The organism is Syntrophomonas zehnderi OL-4, from assembly GCF_000983115.1.
Classification (GTDB): Bacteria; Bacillota; Syntrophomonadia; order Syntrophomonadales; family Syntrophomonadaceae; genus Syntrophomonas_B; species Syntrophomonas_B zehnderi.
Map to the genome: position 1 here is coordinate 47,808 of NZ_CGIH01000005.1, position 19,000 is coordinate 66,807.

The following is a 19,000-nucleotide window of genomic DNA, read 5'->3' on the forward strand; positions in this document are numbered from 1 at the left end:
ATACGGTAAATTGAAAAGGCATCCCGCTTATGCTACAATATGACAATGTTTTAAACCACATAGGCTAAAAACAGCACAAGCTGCATTGCCATAAAAAATCACCAAACAGGGGAGGTAATTAATTGGACAGAGCCCTAAAAAACATTGCGATTTATGTTTTGATTGTTCTCCTGGCCTTATTTGCAATAAAAATGACCTCAGCACCGCAGGCAAAAGTAGAGGAAATTTCCTTTTCCCAATTCTATAACAAGGTGCAGGCTGGAGAAGTCAAATCAGCAAATATTGAAGTTAATAACCTCGTTTATACGGTGTCGGCTCAGTTAAAAAACGGAGACAAGGTTACTACCGTTGCTACCAAAGAAAGCGGTATCGAAAAAACCATGCAGGAAAAAGGCGTGCAGGTAAAAACCAAAGCCGAAGACCCGCCTCCATGGTGGACATCGCTTTTGACAACCCTGTTCCCGATTCTTATCCTGATTGCCTTCCTGATCTTTATCATGAACCAAACCCAGGGCGGCGGCAATAAGGTTATGCAGTTTGGCAAGAGTAAAGCCCGCATGATGTCTGGAGAAGCCGTTAAAACCACCTTTAAAGACGTAGCCGGGGCGGAAGAAGCCAAGGAAGAAATGGCCGAAGTGGTTGAATTCCTGAAAAACCCGGAAAAATTCGTAAAAATAGGCGCTAAAATCCCCAAGGGAGTATTGCTCTATGGTGCGCCGGGAACCGGCAAGACCTTAATGGCCAAAGCCGTTGCCGGGGAAGCCGGAGTCCCTTTTTTCTCCATCAGCGGTTCTGATTTTGTGGAAATGTTTGTAGGTGTAGGTGCAGCCCGGGTACGGGATCTGTTCGAACAGGCCAAGAAAAATGCACCCTGTATCGTATTTATAGATGAAATTGATGCCGTCGGCCGCCAGCGCGGAGCCGGTCTGGGCGGCGGGCACGATGAAAGGGAACAAACCCTCAACCAGTTGCTGGTTGAGATGGATGGTTTCAGCACTAATGAGGGCATAATTGTTATGGCCTCCACCAACCGCCCGGATATTTTGGATCCGGCCCTCTTAAGACCAGGCAGATTTGACCGCCATATCCTGATTGACCGTCCTGATGTCAAAGGTCGGGAAGAGATCCTGAAGGTACATGTAAAAGACAAACCTCTGGATGAATCGGTAAATTTAGAAATACTGGCCAAGCGAACCCCTGGTTTCACAGGTGCTGACCTGGCTAATCTGGTGAATGAAGCGGCATTGTTGTCGGCACGCCGTGACAAGGACAAAGTAGGCATGGGGGAAATGGAAGAATCGATAGAACGGGTCATCGCCGGCCCGGAAAAAAAGACCCGGGTTATTTCCGAAAAAGAAAAGCGTCTGGTGGCATACCATGAGGCAGGTCATGCCATGGTTGCATATTCTCTGCCGCATACGGACAAACTGCACAAGATATCAATTATTCCGCGCGGACGTGCCGGGGGTTATACCCTGCTTTTGCCTGAGGAGGATCGCAACTATATTACCAAATCCCATATGCTGGATGAAGTTACCACCCTCTTAGGGGGGAGGGTAGCCGAAGCCCTGGTTCTCAATGATATCAGCACCGGCGCCCAGAATGACTTGGAGCGTGCCAGCAGTATCGTCCGCAAGATGATCACCGAATACGGCATGAGTGAAGAATTAGGACCGCTCACATTTGGACATAAAAGCGAGGAAGTATTTTTGGGCCGGGATATTTCCCGGGATCGCAACTATTCTGATGCCATTGCCTATGCTATCGACAAGGAAGCCTCGCAGTATATGGAAGCCAGTTATGAGAAAGCCGAACAGATATTAAAGGATAACATGGAAAAACTGCATATTGTAGCGGGCCGCTTAATTGAGCAGGAAAGCATGGAAGCCGATGAATTTGAAGAAATTATGACCGGCGTTAATGGACAGGCTGCCAATGAAGCTGACAAGTCAGCGGATCAGAACCAAAATGCACCAGAGCTGCCGGCAAACCCGGAACAGGAAGCTAAAGAAGCAGACCAACCCGGCGTCCCGGAAAATGATGTACCGGCGGAATAAAACCCCAGCCGCCCACTAGGATAGTCAGGCAAAACATTTTTAGCACCTTAATAGACACAGATAACACGGATTACAAGGATTTTCACAGGTAATTTATAGATATTTATTAAAAAATGTGTGAAAACCCAATAGATCTTTGTTATCTGTGTCTATTTTATTACTACCCCCAAGGGCAACATCAGTAGTGCCCGAAGGGTACAGCCGCCTAATAAAAAGTTAGCTGTGTGTTGCGAATTTAGATAATTCGTTCCCTCGCAAAAGCTAAAGCATCCGCTGCGGGGTTAAATTTTATTTTAAAAACCGTGCCAATCCGCACCGATTTTCTAAATAAAAAAAGCATAAGAACGTTGCTCGCAGACAAAAGATAATAATAATACAAATTGACGAAAGAGCTAGAAAAAATTATATAAATAATTTTATGGGGAAGGATTTTTAGTTCAGCCGTTTAATATAAATAATTATAATGAGATTTTGCTTATTCAGAAAATCTATTAATGCTTACGGTTAACGAAGAAACTTTAAGCTTCGTTTTCTCAAATCATTATCCACGGACATACCCGGTCATAAAATCAACCTGATTATGCAAAACCCTCAAATACAATTCGCAGGGGTGAAAAAATGAAAAGGGTAGAGTTGCTATTAAAAGACGCGCACTACATTGAATATATCAACAACAATAACGAAGAGGAAAGCGCCAATAAATACTGCCAGCATGGTCTGCAGCACCATATTGACGTGGCCCGGATTGCCTATATTCTGGTTCTGGAACACAACGATTTGAACTATTTTGTCAAAGAAGGCGGTCTGAGTGGAAAACTGGCTGCCAAGGAATGTATATATGCTGCCGGTTTGCTGCATGATATCGGAAAATGGAATGAATACCGCACCGGAGCTGACCATGCTGCCTTTGGTGCCAGGCTGGCCCGCGATATACTGCCGCGAGTCTTTTATAATCCTAACGAAATAGAATTAATCTGTCGGGCAGTATATGAGCACCGTAATATCAGCCGGGACATGAGTTTCCTGGGTGAGCGCGTCCACCGGGCCGATAACCTGTCCCGGGTTTGCAGTCAGTGCGAAGACCGTGCCAACTGTCCCAAACGGAGCAACAAGGAATTCAGTGTGACCGCTTTTGAATATTAAGAGTAAATGGACGCGGATTACGCTGATCAAGGAGTTTGTTTAACTGATGAATGGGCATCATGCGGTGTTTATATCCAACCGGGATGAGGCCAGGGGATTTTTAGAGAAAATCGGCGCCTCGCCCCCCGGAATTGAATATATGCTTCCCAAAGCGGTATTTCGTTGTCTTAAATTAAAAGACATCCCCAGCCGGGCTGCCAACCTGATTAAGCAGGAAATGCTGGCTAAAGGCGGCGAAGCTGCCGTAGCCAAAAATGTGGCTGTAGGTGAAGGCAGCAGTGACGTCCTGCTTTTAGGAACCTTAAGGCAATACCAATTGTTAATAGAAAAACTAAAATTGCAGCCCTTTGGACTGCGCGCGCTGGCGGAGGAAATTGAAAACATCCTGCTGGCACTCGAAAATAAATCCGGTAATCTAAAGCTGCCCCATGGACGTGTCCTGGAGTTTGGTCAAAAAACCCTCATAATGGGTATACTAAATGTGACCCCCGATTCCTTTACGGATGGGGGCCGCTATCTTAATACCGATGCAGCCGTGGCACATGCCTTGGAAATGAAGGCGGAAGGAGCCGACATAATAGATGTGGGTGGGGCTTCTTCCCGGCCTGATTCCACAATGGCCGCTGCTGAGGAAGAATTAAAACGCATCCTGCCGGTAATAAAAAAGCTGGCTCAGGAAGATATAATCATTTCAGTTGATACCTTTCGGGCTGAGGTGGCGCGTCAGGTTCTTGCTGAAGGCGCGCATATAATTAACGATATCGGCGGCCTGCAGTTGGATCATGAATTGGCCGGAGTCCTGGCAGAGTGGCAGTCCCCGGCAGTCCTAATGCACAACCGTTTACAACTGAATCAAGGACAACCCTATTTTGATCTGATTGCCGACATTATAGCAGAATTGAGTAATTCTATCGACACGGCTGTAGCAGCGGGTCTGCCCCTTGAGCAGATCATCATCGACCCCGGGCTGGGATTTGGCAAAAGCGTGGCAGAGAATCGCCTTTTGATAAAGAACCTGCAGGATTTTAAAAGCTTGGGTCGTCCCATACTGCTGGGTGCTTCCCGCAAGGCGTTTATAGGCCGCACCTTGGGTCTTGAGGTGGAAGAAAGACTGGAAGGCAGCCTGGCGGCCGTGGCCCTGGGAATCATGAATGGGGCTGATATCGTCCGGGTTCATGATGTTAAACAAAGTAAACGAGTGGCCCAGATGACCGATGCGGTGAGGAATGAATATGGATAAGATTATGGCCAGGGGCTTAACCTTCAGTGGCTGTCACGGAGTTTTGCCGGAAGAAAAAACTAAACCGCAGACCTTTATCGTAGACCTGGATTTATTTTTAGACCTCAAACCAGCCGGAATCAGCGATAATCTGCAGGATACCGTATCCTACGCCGAGGTATTTGCACAGGTGCGCCAGATCGTGGAAGATGAGAGTTATAACCTGCTGGAGGCCTTGGCCGAGAACATTGCCACGGCTCTTATCATGCGTCATCCGCTGACCGGAGTCGAAGTAACCGTTTACAAGCCGGATGCTCCTATAAAAGGAGAATTTACCAATTTTGCGGTAAACATTCAGCGTTTCCGAAAATAGGTCTTGCCCTAAAAAATACTATATGATAATTTAAAGGGTGAAAACAGATTTGGGAAAAAGAGCTTACCTATCATTGGGCACTAATCTAGGAAACAAGTACCAGAATATCGTTTCTGCCCATGCGTATATTAAACAGATTGCCGGTGTTAAGATTAGCCGCCAATCATCCATATACAGAACATCACCCTGGGGAAAGACCGACCAGAGTGATTTTTTAAACCAGGTTATTGAGATAGAAACTGAACTAAACCCCTTGGATTTACTGCATGAATTGCAGTCTGTTGAAATTAAAATGGGACGCCTCACGAACGAAAAATGGGGTCCCCGTATAATAGATCTGGATATTGTCCTATATGGCGACGAAAATATCCACCTTAAGGAACTAACGGTTCCGCACCCTTATATTTTTCAGCGTTTGTTTGTATTGATCCCGCTACAGGAAATTGAACCGGACTTTATATTTCCTGATGGATCGAGTATTAAGGAGGTGTTGGCCAGGGTACCACACCAGGATGGTGAAAACAAGAGCATAATCAAACTCGAATATGCATAATAAAAGGAGTCTCCCGCCAGTGCTCCTAATCTTTAAACCGCATGGATCCTATTAGGACCAGGACGGAATTTCGCAAAACAGATCAAAGAACGTTTTTGAGCTGTTTTCAGAGGGGGTATAATGTTGTGAGTGGAAAGCGAATTGGTATTATCGGGGCGGGAGTTGTAGGAACGGCAATTGGGATTGTATTGCATGACAAAGGCTACGAGGTTACAGCTATTTATGATATAAAAGCTGAATCTACTCAGGTTTTAGTTGAAAAAACCGCCTGTGTCAATTGTGCGACCCCAGAAGACGTTTCTCGCTCGGCTGATATCTTATTTATAACCACAAGTGATACGGCTATTGAAAATGTGGTGGATACGCTGGCTGATCGGAACGCTATTCACCAGGGGCAGATATTAGTGCATATGAGTGGTGCCCAGTCCTCAGAAATACTGGACAGAGCCAATGACTTCGGTGCCCACGTTTTATCGGTACACCCGCTTCAATCTTTTGCAAATTATGAAAAAGCCATTGAGAACCTGCCCGGATCAATATTTAGCATTGAAGGGGACAAGCAGGTTTATGATGCTGCCGTTTGCATAGTTGAAAACCTAGGCGGAGAATATTTTTTCATTGACCGCAAGGCTAAACCGTTATATCATGCCGGAGCCTGTGTAGTATCAAACTACTTGGTTACCTTGATTGATTGTGGGGTTAAACTCCTGGAATCAACCGGTATTCCCAAGAGTATGGCGATTCGAGCCTTAATGCCTTTAATTTCCGGCACTTTAAACAACATTGAGAATATTGGTATACCCAAATCTTTGACCGGACCTATAGCCCGGGGGGATCTTTCCACGATTCTCAAGCATCTGGATTGCCTGGAAAAAATGGCTCCCGATCTTTTAAGGATCTATAGCTGGCTGGGCTACTATACGGCTCAGATCGCTACAGAAAAAGGTACGATTGATACACAGGCCATGGAGGAGTTTCAGCAAGTATTTGTGCGTGAACTCTCCCAGATAGCATCGGCAAGTTAGGAGGCGGTACAATGAGTCGAGTTTCTACTGCTAGTATTAAAGATAAAAAGCTCCAACAAGAAAAGATCACCATGCTGACTTCCTATGACTATTCAACTGCAGCCATGGTTGACGCAGCAGGCATTGACATGATCCTGGTAGGTGATTCGCTGGGGAACGTGGTGTTAGGCTATGAAAATACCCTGGCGGTAACCATGGAGGATATGCTCCATCATACTAAAGCGGTAACCCGTGCTACCAGCCGCACCATGGTGATCGGAGACATGCCTTTTCTATCCTATCATATTTCTGTGCCGGAAGCTGTCCGGAATGCCGGACGTTTCATAAAAGAAGCCGGGGCGCAGGCTATTAAACTGGAGGGCGGTACGGAAAGGATAGATACGGTTAAGGCCATTCTCGATGCCCAGATTCCGGTAGTGGGGCATATCGGACTTACACCGCAGTCGGTTAACCAGTTCGGTGGATTCAAAGTACAGGGCAAAGACCTGGAGGGAGCCCGGAAACTGATTGCCGATGCCAAGGCCCTCGATGAGGCTGGTGTATTTTCCATCGTTTTGGAGTGTGTACCCAACGGACTGGCGCAAAAAATTACTCAGGAAGTATCTGTACCGACTATCGGTATAGGAGCCGGGCCTTATTGTGACGGCCAGGTTCTGGTGATAAACGATATGCTGGGTATGTATAAGGGACATATACCCAAATTCGTAAAAAAGTTTGCCAATCTGGAACCACTGATTATGGAAGCCCTTAAAGGCTACAAAGAAGAAGTTGAAGCCGGGATTTTCCCTGCTCCCGAGCATGGATTTACCATCCAGGATGAAGTCTTGGAAAAACTGTATTAGAAGGGTATGAGGAGAGGTTTGGCATTGACCAGCCGGTTGATGCCAAATCCTCCGACCTGGTTTTTATATACTAAAATGAATCTATTATAACGAGGAATTGGCGATGCAAGTATTTAAGCATATAAACGATATGCAAGCCTGGAGCCAGGCCCAAAAGAAGCAAGGCCTTACTATTGGATTGGTACCCACCATGGGATACCTGCATGCCGGACATTTATCACTGGTACAAGCCGCCCGGGAGCAGTGCGATCGGGTAATCGTTTCGATATTTGTAAACCCCACCCAATTCGGGGCCGGGGAAGACTTTGCAGATTATCCCCGGGATATAGAACGCGATTGTGAATTGTTGCGGCAGGCTCAGACCGATGCCGTTTTCGCCCCAGATGCCAGAGAAATGTACGCCCAGGACTTTAATACCTGGGTCGAAGTTAAGGGAGAAATTACCGCCAAGCTCTGCGGAGCATCCCGACCCAATCATTTTAAAGGGGTCACAACGGTAGTCAGCAAGCTTTTTAATATATGTCTGCCGGATCGGGCTTTCTTTGGACAAAAAGATGTCCAGCAGGCTATGATAATAGAGAAGATGGTCAGGGAACTTAATTTTCCGCTGTCAATTGTCAGAGTACCGATTATGCGGGAGGCCAGCGGCTTAGCGATGAGTTCGCGCAATGTTTATCTAAGCAGTGAACAGAAGGAACAAGCCCTGGTACTTAGCCAGTCCCTGCAAAAAGCCGCTCAGCTGATTGCTGCCGGCGAGAGGAATCCTGCCCATATTAAGGGTGTAATCCGGGACATGATTGCCCAAAGCCCGGAGGCGGTTATTGATTACGCCGAAATATATGATGCCCATGGTTTAAGCGATGTGGAGGTGGTTCAAGGCAGTGTGTTGATTGCCTTGGCTGTAAAGTTTGGAACTACCAGGTTGATTGACAACTTGATTGTGGAGGTGTAAAGACAGTGTTCCGGTATATGCTTAAGTCAAAAATCCATCGTGCCGTGGTGACGGATGCCGATCTTAACTATGTGGGGAGCATTACGTTGGATCGAGATCTCATGGATGCTGCTCAGATCGTAGAGAATGAAAAGGTAACCATCGTCAACAACAATAACGGAGAACGCTTTGAAACCTACGTGATTGAAGGAGAACGGGGTTCAAAAACGGTCTGTTTGAACGGTGCAGCGGCCCGCAAGGTGCAGCCGGGAGATGTCGTGATCATTTTGACATATACGGTAATGGATGATAAGGAATTAAAGGGTTACAAACCCACCCTGATCTATATGAACGAAAAAAACGAGATAGAAAATATCAACCACGGCAGCTTTGAATAATTATTGGCTGACCGCCTGTATGGGGCTGCGGACTAAAAGCGTTTGCAGGATCTGTATTACCTGAAGAAGGATAATAGGTTATACGTATGAGAATAACGAGATACACCCGGGAATTAGCCGAAAACCTCCCGGTTATTTATACTGACTTTCTAATTGTGGGAGGCGGAATAGCAGGTTTGTTTACCGCGCTTAAAGCCTCAGCATTTGGAAAAGTCATAGTCCTTACCAAAAAAACTATAAAAGACTCCAATACGGGGCTGGCTCAAGGGGGAATTGCTGCTGCTGTGCATGAAGAAGATTCTCCCTTTTTGCATTTGGAGGACACCCTGGAAGCAGGAGCAGGGATCTGTGATATTGAATCAGTAGATGTGCTGGTAAGGGAAGGCCCGGAGCGGGTGCGTGAATTAATTGCCGCCGGAGCCAGCTTTGACATGAAAAACGGCAGCATATCCCTGGCTCGGGAAGGAGCCCATAGCAAAGCCCGCATACTGCATGTGGCCGATGCCACCGGGGAAGCAATCCGGGTTGCACTCGTAAAACAATGCGCCGACCAGTCCCGGATTGAAATAATAGAAGACCAATTTTTGGTGGATCTTTTGGGGATTAAGGAAGGGGAATGTCAGGGTGCACTCGTTTATGATAAAAGGTTAAATCAAAGTAGGCTATATATCAGCCGGGCCACGGTTTTAGCAACCGGAGGGGCCGGACAGCTTTATCGCTACACCACCAATCCGGACGTGGCTACGGCGGACGGAATGGCGGCCGCCTTTCGCAGTGGCTGTGAGTTAAGTGATCTGGAATTTATCCAGTTTCATCCTACCGTACTTTACAGCCAGGACACCCAGCGTTTCCTCATATCAGAAGCGGTGCGGGGCGAAGGAGGTCTGCTTTTAAACATCCATGGGCAGAGGTTTATGGAGAAATATCATCCCCTGGGGGAACTCGCCCCCCGCGACATAGTATCGCGCGCGATTTTAAGCGAAATGACTGCTAGCGGCAGTGACTATGTGTACCTGGATATGCGGGCCATATCAGGTGTAAAAGAACGTTTCCCCAATATCTATAAAACCTGTCTTAAGCGGGATATTGATATTGAAAAGGATCTGGTACCGGTATCTCCGGCCGCCCATTACACCATGGGAGGAATAAAGACCAACACCGCAGGAGAGACTGGAATCCAGGGGCTTTATGCCTGCGGAGAAACGGCCTGCACCGGGGTGCATGGGGCCAACCGTCTGGCCAGCAACTCTCTTCTGGAAGGGATTGTTTTCGGCCAGCGGATCGTTGATCAGGCTGAAGAGATCATGTATCGGCGTCAGGTAAAAGCCGCCGAAATTTATAAATCATTTCAAAAAGGTCTTATATATACTCCGCTTAGCCCCAGCATCAATCCGGAAACTGCCCGGACGCGCTTACAGGCGGTTATGTGGGAAAATGTGGGCATAATAAGGAGTGAGCAGGGATTAAAGGAGGCCCACCAGGAGATTGAATACCTCTACAACCACCTGGCCGATGCTCAAGACCCGCTGGCCTACCTGGAAATGGTGAATATGCTGACCGTTGCACATGTTATCATCCAGGCCGCTCTGTGGAGGCGGGAAAGCCGCGGCGGACACTTTCGCTCTGATTATCCCCAACGCGATGACATAAGGTGGCTCAAACATACCAGTTTTGTAAACTGCTGACCGGTTACAGCCAGTCCTTAGAGGAATAAGACAATAGGATTTTTGACAATGAAGGGCACTGATTTTTATAATAATAACACTGTAAATTTTTATAAAAGACCGCAAGCCAAAGCTTTAAAGACGTATTAACCCCCTGCTCGCAGGACCCGACTTTGTATGAGATTGCGTTACTGCGGGTTTTTAAGACTTTAGAAGCCTTGCCATAATTAAGGTGGCAGTGTTGTCTGAGACTATCTTTTGTATTTAAGGAGGTAAATCAGTTGATTTATCCAGGATTACATGATTTAATAAAGCGCTGTTTAGAAGAAGATCTAGGCCACGGGGATATTACCACCCAGAGTCTGGTTCCCAACGAACAGGTCTCCCAAGGTGTAATATATGCCAAGGCAGAAGGGGTTATTGCCGGAATAGAAGTCTGTCGGGCCGTTTTTTCGTATCTGGATCCTGCCCTCAGTATGCTGGTCTTAAAAAATGACGGCGATGAAGTAAGCTTTGGCGATACGATTGCCCAATTGGAAGGTAACAGCCGCGCTCTGCTTACCGGGGAGCGAACCGCCCTGAACTTTTTGCAGCACCTATCCGGTATTGCCACCCAGGCCAGACAGATGACCGAATTGATTAAATACAGTAAGGCGGAGCTTTTGGATACCCGCAAGACTACTCCCGGGTTAAGGATACTGGAAAAATATGCGGTATCGGTAGGAGGGGCCCGCAATCATCGTTTTGGTCTGTATGATGGTGTCATGATCAAGGACAACCATATAAAGGCCATCGGCAGCATAAAGAAAGCTGTCTCCCTGGTGCGCCAAAAAGTGCCTCATACCGTCAGGATAGAAGTCGAAGTGGAAAACCTGGAGCAGTTGCAGGAGGCCCTGGAAGCCAAGGCGGATATTATCCTGCTGGATAACATGGATACAGCCACAATGAAAGAAGCCGTAGCTTTAACTAACGGTCAGGCCTTGCTGGAGGCATCGGGCAAAATTACGGCTGCCAACCTGGCCGAAGCTGCCAAGACCGGGGTTGATTTTATTTCCATGGGGGCATTAACCCATTCCGCACCTAACCTGGACATAAGTTTTGATATCCTGGTATAGTTTCCCCCAAGATTAATTAGGATTATCCTGATCATTAATAAGGCTGAGCCAATTCTATCAAGATGGGGAGGGATTTTTTTGATCCTGGTTTTTGATGTAGGCAATACCAATATGGTTATCGGTGTCTTTGAAAAAGAACAACTGCTTAACCATTGGCGTATCCGCACTGATGTGCAGCGAACCTCTGATGAATATGGAATCATGCTGGAGGCACTATTTCATTATCATAACCTAGATTCCAGCCTTATTAAGGCCGTCATTATTTCGTCGGTAGTGCCCACTCTGAATATGGAATTAGAGTGGATGAGCCAGCGTTACTTTAACTGCAAGCCCATTGTGGTCGAACCCGGTATAAAGACCGGCCTGCCGATCAAATACGATAACCCGCGTGAAGTAGGTGCCGACCGGGTCGTAAATGCGGTGGCGGCTTACCATAAATACGGAGCTCCATTAATTATTGTGGATTTTGGAACCGCTACAACCTTCTGTGTCATCAGCAAATCGGGCGAATATCTGGGAGGAGCCATTGCACCCGGAATCAGGGTTTCCACCGAAGCTCTGGTATCTCGCGCCTCCAAACTGCCGCGGGTGGAGCTTAACATCCCTAAAAGCCTGATTGGCAAAAATACTGTAATGAGTATGCAGGTAGGCATTATGTACGGCTTTGTAGGACAGGTGGAAGGCATAATAAATCGGATGAAAAAAGAAATAGAAGGTCAGGTGAAAGTTATCGCCACCGGCGGCCTGGCGCAGCTAATCGCCAGCGAAACCGACTGCATCGATGTAGTGGATGAGTTTCTGACCCTGGACGGATTGCGCCTCCTCTACGAACAAAACCAACCCCACAGTTAAAAAAATAGACGCGGATAACGCGGATTTACACAGATTCACGCGGTTAAATTAGACACTGACATTTTAAAATAGACACAGATAACGCAGTTTTTTATTGATTAAAAAAAGTTTTCCGGTGAATAATCTAAAAAAATTCAGGGCAATAAGATCCTCGTCCTTCAGAACTGCCGGATAATACTATCTATCTCAGCCCCAACGGTTGAATAAATAGAAAAAATCCCCCTGCGGGGACTACTGGTGCTCCCTAACGGTCGCTATTAAGGTTGCACCCTACGGGTACTACTGATATGAACTGCGTTCATAATTAAGGTTGCCGCGTGAATCCGCGCAAATCTGCGTTATCCGCGTCTATTAAAACCCAAAGGAGATTAAGATGTTTAGGATTGGTGGAGTTGAGATAGAAAATAGGGTAGTGGCGGCGCCCTTGGCCGGGGTTACAGATCGGGCGTATCGCCTGATACTAAAATCCATGGGCTGTGGGCTGGTATTTACTGAAATGATCAGTGACATGGGGCTAGTCCATAACGGTACTAAAACCCAAACGATAGCCGACACCAGCGGGGAAAAAAGGCCGGTAGCTGTGCAGATATTTGGCTCCCAGGCTAAAACCATGGCTCAGGCAGCCCAAATTGTTACGGCTATGGGGGCCGATATCGTAGATATCAACATGGGCTGCCCGACTCCTAAAATCGTCAAAAACGGCGAAGGAGCCGCCCTTATGCTGGACCTTAAGCGCAGCCGGGAGATAATACGCGCGGTAGTGGAGGCTGTACAGGTGCCGGTTACCGTAAAAATGCGCACCGGTTGGGATGAAGATAATATCACCTGCCTGAAACTGGCCGAAATCGCTACAGAAGAAGGGGTAAGTGCGATTACTTTGCACCCCCGCACCCGGATGCAGTTTTTTTCCGGTCAAGCAGATTGGAATATGATCCGCGAGCTTAAAAAACGAGCTGCTGTTCCGGTGATCGGCAGCGGCGATATATGGAAAGCGGAAGACGCTGTGCGCATGCTTGCTGAAACCGGCTGTGATGCGGTTATGATCGGTCGGGCTTTGATGGGCAATCCTTTTCTTATCCGGGAAGCGGTTGAACTGGTGGAGAACAATCGCATTATAGACCCTCCCGGCTGGGAGGAGAAATTCGCGCTGATCCATCACCATTTGGATCTGGCCATAAAGTATAAAGGCGAGCGGATAGCCGTAAGGGAAATGCGCAAACATGTGGCGTGGTACATTAAGGGTATGCGTGCTGCCGCCCGGCTCAGGGAAAGCGTCAATAAGGCCTGCACTCGAGAAGAAATGTTGGCTGTGCTTTATGTTTTGTCGGTAGCATCTGGGAATGGTATAATGCCTGAAGATACTTACAGTTGGCGTAATGCCTGAAAATCACTTAAATTCCTATAAACATAAAAGGATGAGATGTATTTGCAGCCAAAAAGACGTACGGCCTATATTTATTGGGTGTATTTTGCGCTGGTAACCGTACTGGCGGTATATTTGCGTTTCTGGTTTGTAGCCTCTATACCGACCGAACAGCTATATGATTTTAATACATATCAGGAAATTGCCGCCAATATATTCAAATACCATAGTCACAGCCTCTGGGGACAGCCGGTGGCTTGGCAGGGTATGGGCTATTCCACAGCTCTGGGGATATTTTATATCTTAATGGGTAATGCCCAGGTACAGACCGCCCAGCTTTTTAATTGTCTGCTATCGACACTGTCGTTGCCCTTAATGTTTTTGGTATTTAGAAAACTCAGTTCCCATTTTGGTGTCGTTTTGGGGGCTTATACGATAGCGGCTCTGCTACCCAACCATATAGCCTATAACAACGTGGTAGGCACGGAAGTGTTTATTACCTTTCTGTTTCTAATCATCCTGGTACTACAGCTATATGAATTTGATAACCGTTTTCGCTATCCGTTGTTGGGCATATTTATCGGCCTGGCCGCCCTGACGAAACCATTTTTCCTGGCCTACCCGGTGGTTTTAGCCCTCTGTCATTGGCTGCACAGCAAGGATCTGCGCCGGACTGCGCTGATGCTTATTTCGACCAGCCTCCTTATGGCAGCGGTCGTATCACCCTGGACCATACATAATTATAAGAATTTTAACAGCTTCATTCCGGTATCCTACAATTCCGGCTATGTGCTTTTCATAAACAATAACGACCAAAACGTCAACGGTATGTGGATGCCCCTGGAAAATGTTCCCGCCTCGCCGCAGCTAAAGAAGGATATTAAGCGGGAGCTGAACCGCAACCAGGACAATGTCAAATTAGCCCCCGGCCTGGATAAAGTTTTAAAACCGGCCGCCAAACAATGGATCGGCGAGAATCCTGGTGACTTCATGAAGCTGGGTTTACTGCGTCTTAAGCAGACCTTCTTTTCCGGTGCTCAGGATATCAGTGCCTGGGCAATGAACGATTTCCAGTCCAATCCGGGGCAAAAGGAATCACCGCGTTTTAAACGCAATCTAAACTTTTTTTACGGGGCAGCCGATATACTGGTCTATATCCTGTGCTCAGCCGGGATCCTGTACCTGCTTTTAAACCTGGGATCCATATTCAAAAGCCTTTTTTCCCGGGATCTAACCCTTAGTAATGCGATACTTGTGCCCAGCATCAATACGGCTTTTTTCCTGGCGGTATATTTTGTTTTTGAGGGCCAACCTCGCTATAATTTCCCCCTGCTCTTTCTTTTTGCCATTACTTTAGGCATAATTATGCATAAAACCAGCCAAGGTTTACAAAGGAGCGAATCATGAAAACTATCCGCCTGATTATAAAACAGATGCGTCCCAAGCAGTGGACCAAAAATTTATTGGTCTTTGCCGCCCTGATATTTACCATACCCTATATTGATGCCGCCATGATTTATTTGGCTGTGGCGGGGTTTTTCTTATTCTCCTTCGTTTCCGGGTGTGTATATATCTTAAATGATTTTATCGACTTGGAGCTGGATCGGCAGCATCCAGACAAAAAAAACCGCCCCATGGCTTCAGGAGAACTATCCCCCACCCTGGCAATCAGCCTGGGGATAATAATTTTAAGCGTTTCCTTATGGGTCGGTTCAATGCTTAATATTAGGTTTGGCCTGGTTCTATGCCTGTATTTTATCCTTAATGTGGCTTACTCCCTGTATTTAAAAAAAGTCGTCATTATAGACGTAATGGTGATAGCCACCGGCTTTGTACTGCGGGCGGTGGGCGGAGCTTATGTGATTGACGTTCCCGCCACGCCCTGGTTTATTATCTGTACTGCGCTCCTGGCACTCTTTCTAGCCATAAGCAAACGCCGCCATGAATTAATCCTCTTTCAAAACCAGGAGGGCGATTATCGGCCGGTATTAGACTCCTACTCACCCAAACTCCTGGACGAAATGAACGGCATTGTAACCACGGCTACTATAATAAGCTACGCTTTGTTCACGTTTACCTCCGGAAGAACCATCAACCTGATGTGGACGATTCCTTTTGTCATTTACGGTATCTTTCGCTATCTATATTTAATACATATAGAAAATAAAGGCGGACAACCGGATGAAATACTATTAGAGGACAAACCCATTCTCATTACCGTACTGCTGTACTCGCTTACCCTGATAGTGATACTGCTTTATTTTTAGGGGACAGTCCCGGCCGAAATTGAAAGGAGCCGAACCATGCATCCTTATTTTTTGATTATCATTTCCGTTGTTCTAGGGGCCTGCGGGCAAGTCGTTTTGAAGATGGGAACGTTAAAGCTTTCAGTCGCCGGTTTGAGCCTGCTGGAGCAGTTTGTAAAATATTTTACCAGCCTGCCTATCCTGGCCGGTTTGCTGCTTTATACTCTGTCGGCTGTGGTATGGGTGTTTGCCATTGCCCGGGTGCAACTTTCCATCGCCTACCCCATGGTGGCCTCCGGCTATGTACTGGTGGTTCTCCTCTCCTACCTGCTTCTTCATGAACCCGTATCAGGACTAAGAATCCTGGGTCTCCTCATAATCGTTACCGGTGTAATAATAATAGCCAACTCCTAACCCGGCAGGACTTAATAGACACAGATAACACAGATTGACACAGATTAACACAGATTTTTTCTATTTATTCACCCGTTTGGATTGGGATGGTAAAGCTTTATCCAGCGGTTTTATTTATTTATAAAGCTATTAAGCGTAAATTTGCGCAACAAATCCGTTTAATAACGCTAAACACGCTCGGCAGTATTATTTTGCTTATCAGGCATCTGACCTAGTTTGCCAACTATTTAAGGAAGAAAATCTGTGTAAATCCTTTAAATCTGTGTTATCTGTGTCAATTACCCCACTTGTATTGCCATTGGACGGATGATAAAATACCTGTATACAAAGTTGTGCGCAAGGAGGCCGTATGGATTTTATCCGCATTCAGGACAAGATTATTAGCTGGCAAAAAATCGAAAACACTCTGCAAAAGGTACTTAGCATGAGGGCCAAGGGTTTTTCACAGCAGGAGGTGGCTGACCGTCTTTCTATCGACCGTACCTTTATCTCCCGCCTGGAAGGGATAGGTGAGCTGCGCAAAGGTCAAAGCATAGCCTGTATAGGTTTTCCCTTAAGCAACAAGGAGGAGGTAAATGCCATCCTGGAAAGGGAAGGCGTTGATTTTATTCTGCTGATGACTGAACAGGAAAGACTGGACTTTGTAAACCAGCGATCCGGCAAGGAGCTATTAAACGAACTAATGGATCTTATTGCCGAAGTCCGCCGCTATGAAGTGGTTATCTGCATCGGTTCGGATGAACGCCTGAAATTGATGTCCGGGGTTTTGGACAGTCAGGTGATCCGTATTGAGATCGGTACCTCACCGATTACCGAGGATAAATGGCTGGATCCCGGTGTGCTGCACAAGGTCTTAAGGTCGATTCGCTCGGCCCGCTAAGCAAAACTAATCAATGGGAGGTTTTTAAATGAAACATATCGTAAGTGTCAGCCTGGGTTCTTCCAAACGTGACCATGCATTTGAGACCGACTTTTTAGGCGAACAATTTCGTATTGAGAGAATAGGAACTGATGGAGACTGGGACAAGGCCATCCAATTGATCCGTGACCTGGATGGCAAGATTGATGCCTTCGGGATGGGAGGCATTGATTTATACATTCATTTAGCCGGAAAACGTTATGTTATCAGGGACGCCAAAAAGCTGGTGGCTGAAGCCAAAAAAACCCCCATGGTGGATGGCAGCGGTTTAAAAAACACCTTGGAGCGCAAATGCATCCTGGATATACAGCGCGAAGGGGTCTATGATCTGCGCGGCAAAAATGTGCTTATGGTATGCGGCGTAGACCGCTTCGGAATGGCGGAAGCCTTTGAAGACGTAGGCGCGCATCTGACCTTGGGAGATTTTATATACACGGTGGGGATTCCTATGCCCATCCACTCCTTAAAAACGATGCGGATTGTAGGGGGATTGGCAGCGCCAATCATTGTGAAAATGCCCTTTGATAAACTATACCCGACCGGAGAAAACCAGGAAGTCATAATTCCCAAGCATTCCAAATACTATTATAATGCGGATGTGCTGGCGGGTGATTTTAACTATATACGCCGTTACCTGCCGGAAAAACTAAACGGACAGGTGATAGTTACCAATACCACCACCCAGGACGATATGATTATGTTAAAAGAGCGCGGGATCAGCAAAGTTATTACTACCACTCCGGATATGGGCGGTCGTTCCTTTGGCACCAATGTTATCGAGGCCTTAATGGTTACATTGATGAACAAACCGATTGATCAGATCAAGCCTGAGGATTATTTTGGCATGTTAAAGGAATTAGACATGAAACCGGGTGTGGTTGATTTGGAGAAATTTAGTGCTTGAACTTGATTTTGCCTTTTTGAATATGATGGCTCACAACCGGCAGGGGCTGGCCGCCCGGAAATATTTCCTGGACAGGCTGGCTCCTTTTTTATATTCACCCCGAATAGAGCACCTGATTTATTTTGGCGATCTGGGAGTAAAAGGCTGCAATATTTTTATACCCTTGGGGGAAGGTAACTTCAAGCAGCTAGAAGCCGGCAACCGGGCCCTGATGCTGGGAAAATCAGAGGTAATCCTGCGGGAATATGATATAAATAAATTGGCCGCTGATCGCAGTTTGAAAAACACCCTAGCCGCTACCAGGGTGGAATTCCCTCTGTTTTTTGGAGATCAGTTTATTAACGCCCTGGCGGCGGTATTGGTCAGACAGGTGCTGGAACTAAGAGACATCAAAAAGCTTATACTAATAGGAGATATGCCGGAATTGATGCCTCTATTGGAGAATCTGAGCGCTTATCAGCTGCCCATTTCAGTACAAAATATTAATCCCACTCATTCTGAGACGACGGCCTATCAGTTGCTCTACGCCAAAGGACTGGCTGTTACCAACAGTTATATATCCCCGCAGAGTTGGAAAAAAGATGATTTGATCATGCTGTTTGAGTCCCGTTATAAACGCATGACCATGGCTTCTCCGCAGCGTTTTTATATAGAGTTAACAGATGATAGCCAGGGTTTAGCCCCGAGTTTGGAGATGGCTTTAAGCCTGGCGGGGTTGGATAACCGCCTTAAGACCTTGGCGCCGATTTTGGAAAGCTGTTTGTATGCCCAAGCAGGAATTTCTAAGACCAATACCGAAAGAAAAGAACTTGACTACTGCATGTTAAATAATGGTGAAGATGTAAAGATGCTCATAGCCAGGGGGGATGAGATGGGCATATGGGAGCCTTTCCTGTTTAACCGCCCGGCCGGCTTCCTTGACAAGGGCATAGGAGGTCTTTATAATACCATAAAGGATTAGAGAATAGATAAATATAAAATA

The 19,000-nt window shown here is 46.6% G+C and carries 19 protein-coding genes; all 19 read left to right on the top strand.

Annotation, left to right across the window (positions count from 1 at the left end):
- The first annotated feature begins 122 nt into the window (after window positions 1-122).
- The 19 genes from ftsH to AAV90_RS02365 all read left to right on the top strand — a co-directional run bounded on the left by ftsH (window position 123) and on the right by AAV90_RS02365 (window position 18,979).
- Window positions 123-2,057, top strand: a complete 1,935-nt coding sequence (gene ftsH / locus AAV90_RS02275) for an ATP-dependent zinc metalloprotease FtsH (protein ID WP_084691438.1) — start codon at window positions 123-125, stop codon at window positions 2,055-2,057.
- Between the two features lie 618 nt (window positions 2,058-2,675).
- Window positions 2,676-3,200 carry an HD domain-containing protein gene (locus tag AAV90_RS02280; protein ID WP_046495366.1) on the top strand — a complete coding sequence of 175 codons (525 nt, stop codon included), beginning with the start codon at window positions 2,676-2,678 and terminating at the stop codon, window positions 3,198-3,200.
- A gap of 46 nt (window positions 3,201-3,246) precedes the next feature.
- On the top strand, window positions 3,247-4,440 hold the full coding sequence (folP, locus tag AAV90_RS02285; RefSeq protein WP_046495368.1) for a dihydropteroate synthase: 1,194 nt from the start codon (window positions 3,247-3,249) through the stop codon (window positions 4,438-4,440).
- On the top strand, window positions 4,433-4,792 hold the full coding sequence (gene folB / locus AAV90_RS02290; protein ID WP_341363005.1) for a dihydroneopterin aldolase: 360 nt from the start codon (window positions 4,433-4,435) through the stop codon (window positions 4,790-4,792). The genes folP and folB overlap by 8 nt, the downstream gene beginning before the upstream one ends.
- A 49-nt stretch (window positions 4,793-4,841) precedes the next feature.
- Window positions 4,842-5,345, top strand: a complete 504-nt coding sequence (folK, locus tag AAV90_RS02295) for a 2-amino-4-hydroxy-6-hydroxymethyldihydropteridine diphosphokinase (RefSeq protein ID WP_046495373.1) — start codon at window positions 4,842-4,844, stop codon at window positions 5,343-5,345.
- A gap of 125 nt (window positions 5,346-5,470) precedes the next feature.
- Window positions 5,471-6,370, top strand: coding sequence for a Rossmann-like and DUF2520 domain-containing protein (locus AAV90_RS02300; RefSeq protein ID WP_046495376.1), 900 nt, complete (start codon window positions 5,471-5,473; stop codon window positions 6,368-6,370).
- 11 nt (window positions 6,371-6,381) lie between these two features.
- A complete protein-coding gene (gene panB / locus AAV90_RS02305) occupies window positions 6,382-7,212 on the top strand; it encodes a 3-methyl-2-oxobutanoate hydroxymethyltransferase (RefSeq protein ID WP_046495377.1) in 831 nt (276 codons plus the stop codon).
- Window positions 7,213-7,315: 103 nt separating this feature from the next.
- Window positions 7,316-8,164, top strand: coding sequence for a pantoate--beta-alanine ligase (gene panC / locus AAV90_RS02310; protein WP_046495379.1), 849 nt, complete (start codon window positions 7,316-7,318; stop codon window positions 8,162-8,164).
- Window positions 8,165-8,181: 17 nt separating this feature from the next.
- Window positions 8,182-8,541, top strand: a complete 360-nt coding sequence (panD, locus tag AAV90_RS02315) for an aspartate 1-decarboxylase (protein ID WP_479725400.1) — start codon at window positions 8,182-8,184, stop codon at window positions 8,539-8,541.
- A gap of 86 nt (window positions 8,542-8,627) precedes the next feature.
- Complete coding sequence (gene nadB / locus AAV90_RS02320) at window positions 8,628-10,226, top strand: L-aspartate oxidase (RefSeq protein ID WP_046495383.1); 1,599 nt, start codon at window positions 8,628-8,630, stop codon at window positions 10,224-10,226.
- 260 nt (window positions 10,227-10,486) lie between these two features.
- Window positions 10,487-11,320 (top strand): carboxylating nicotinate-nucleotide diphosphorylase, encoded by an 834-nt coding sequence (nadC, locus tag AAV90_RS02325; protein WP_046495385.1) that lies wholly within the window; start codon window positions 10,487-10,489, stop codon window positions 11,318-11,320.
- Between the two features lie 78 nt (window positions 11,321-11,398).
- Entirely contained in the window at window positions 11,399-12,172 is a 774-nt protein-coding gene (locus tag AAV90_RS02330; RefSeq protein WP_046495387.1) for a type III pantothenate kinase, read from the top strand.
- 373 nt (window positions 12,173-12,545) lie between these two features.
- On the top strand, window positions 12,546-13,556 hold the full coding sequence (dusB, locus tag AAV90_RS02335) for a tRNA dihydrouridine synthase DusB (protein WP_046495388.1): 1,011 nt from the start codon (window positions 12,546-12,548) through the stop codon (window positions 13,554-13,556).
- Window positions 13,557-13,598: 42 nt separating this feature from the next.
- Window positions 13,599-14,942, top strand: coding sequence for an ArnT family glycosyltransferase (locus AAV90_RS02340; protein WP_052729547.1), 1,344 nt, complete (start codon window positions 13,599-13,601; stop codon window positions 14,940-14,942).
- Entirely contained in the window at window positions 14,939-15,802 is an 864-nt protein-coding gene (locus tag AAV90_RS02345) for a decaprenyl-phosphate phosphoribosyltransferase (RefSeq protein WP_046495394.1), read from the top strand. Before AAV90_RS02340 ends, AAV90_RS02345 begins: the two co-directional genes overlap by 4 nt.
- A gap of 36 nt (window positions 15,803-15,838) precedes the next feature.
- Complete coding sequence (locus AAV90_RS02350) at window positions 15,839-16,195, top strand: DMT family transporter (protein ID WP_046495397.1); 357 nt, start codon at window positions 15,839-15,841, stop codon at window positions 16,193-16,195.
- A gap of 349 nt (window positions 16,196-16,544) precedes the next feature.
- Window positions 16,545-17,075 carry a hypothetical protein gene (locus tag AAV90_RS02355; RefSeq protein WP_046495400.1) on the top strand — a complete coding sequence of 177 codons (531 nt, stop codon included), beginning with the start codon at window positions 16,545-16,547 and terminating at the stop codon, window positions 17,073-17,075.
- 28 nt (window positions 17,076-17,103) lie between these two features.
- Complete coding sequence (locus AAV90_RS02360; RefSeq protein WP_046495403.1) at window positions 17,104-18,018, top strand: hypothetical protein; 915 nt, start codon at window positions 17,104-17,106, stop codon at window positions 18,016-18,018.
- The gene (locus AAV90_RS02365) at window positions 18,011-18,979 is read left to right on the top strand and encodes a hypothetical protein (protein ID WP_046495405.1); all 969 of its coding nucleotides are present in this window, start codon (window positions 18,011-18,013) and stop codon (window positions 18,977-18,979) included. Before AAV90_RS02360 ends, AAV90_RS02365 begins: the two co-directional genes overlap by 8 nt.
- The last annotated feature ends 21 nt before the right edge of the window (window positions 18,980-19,000 follow it).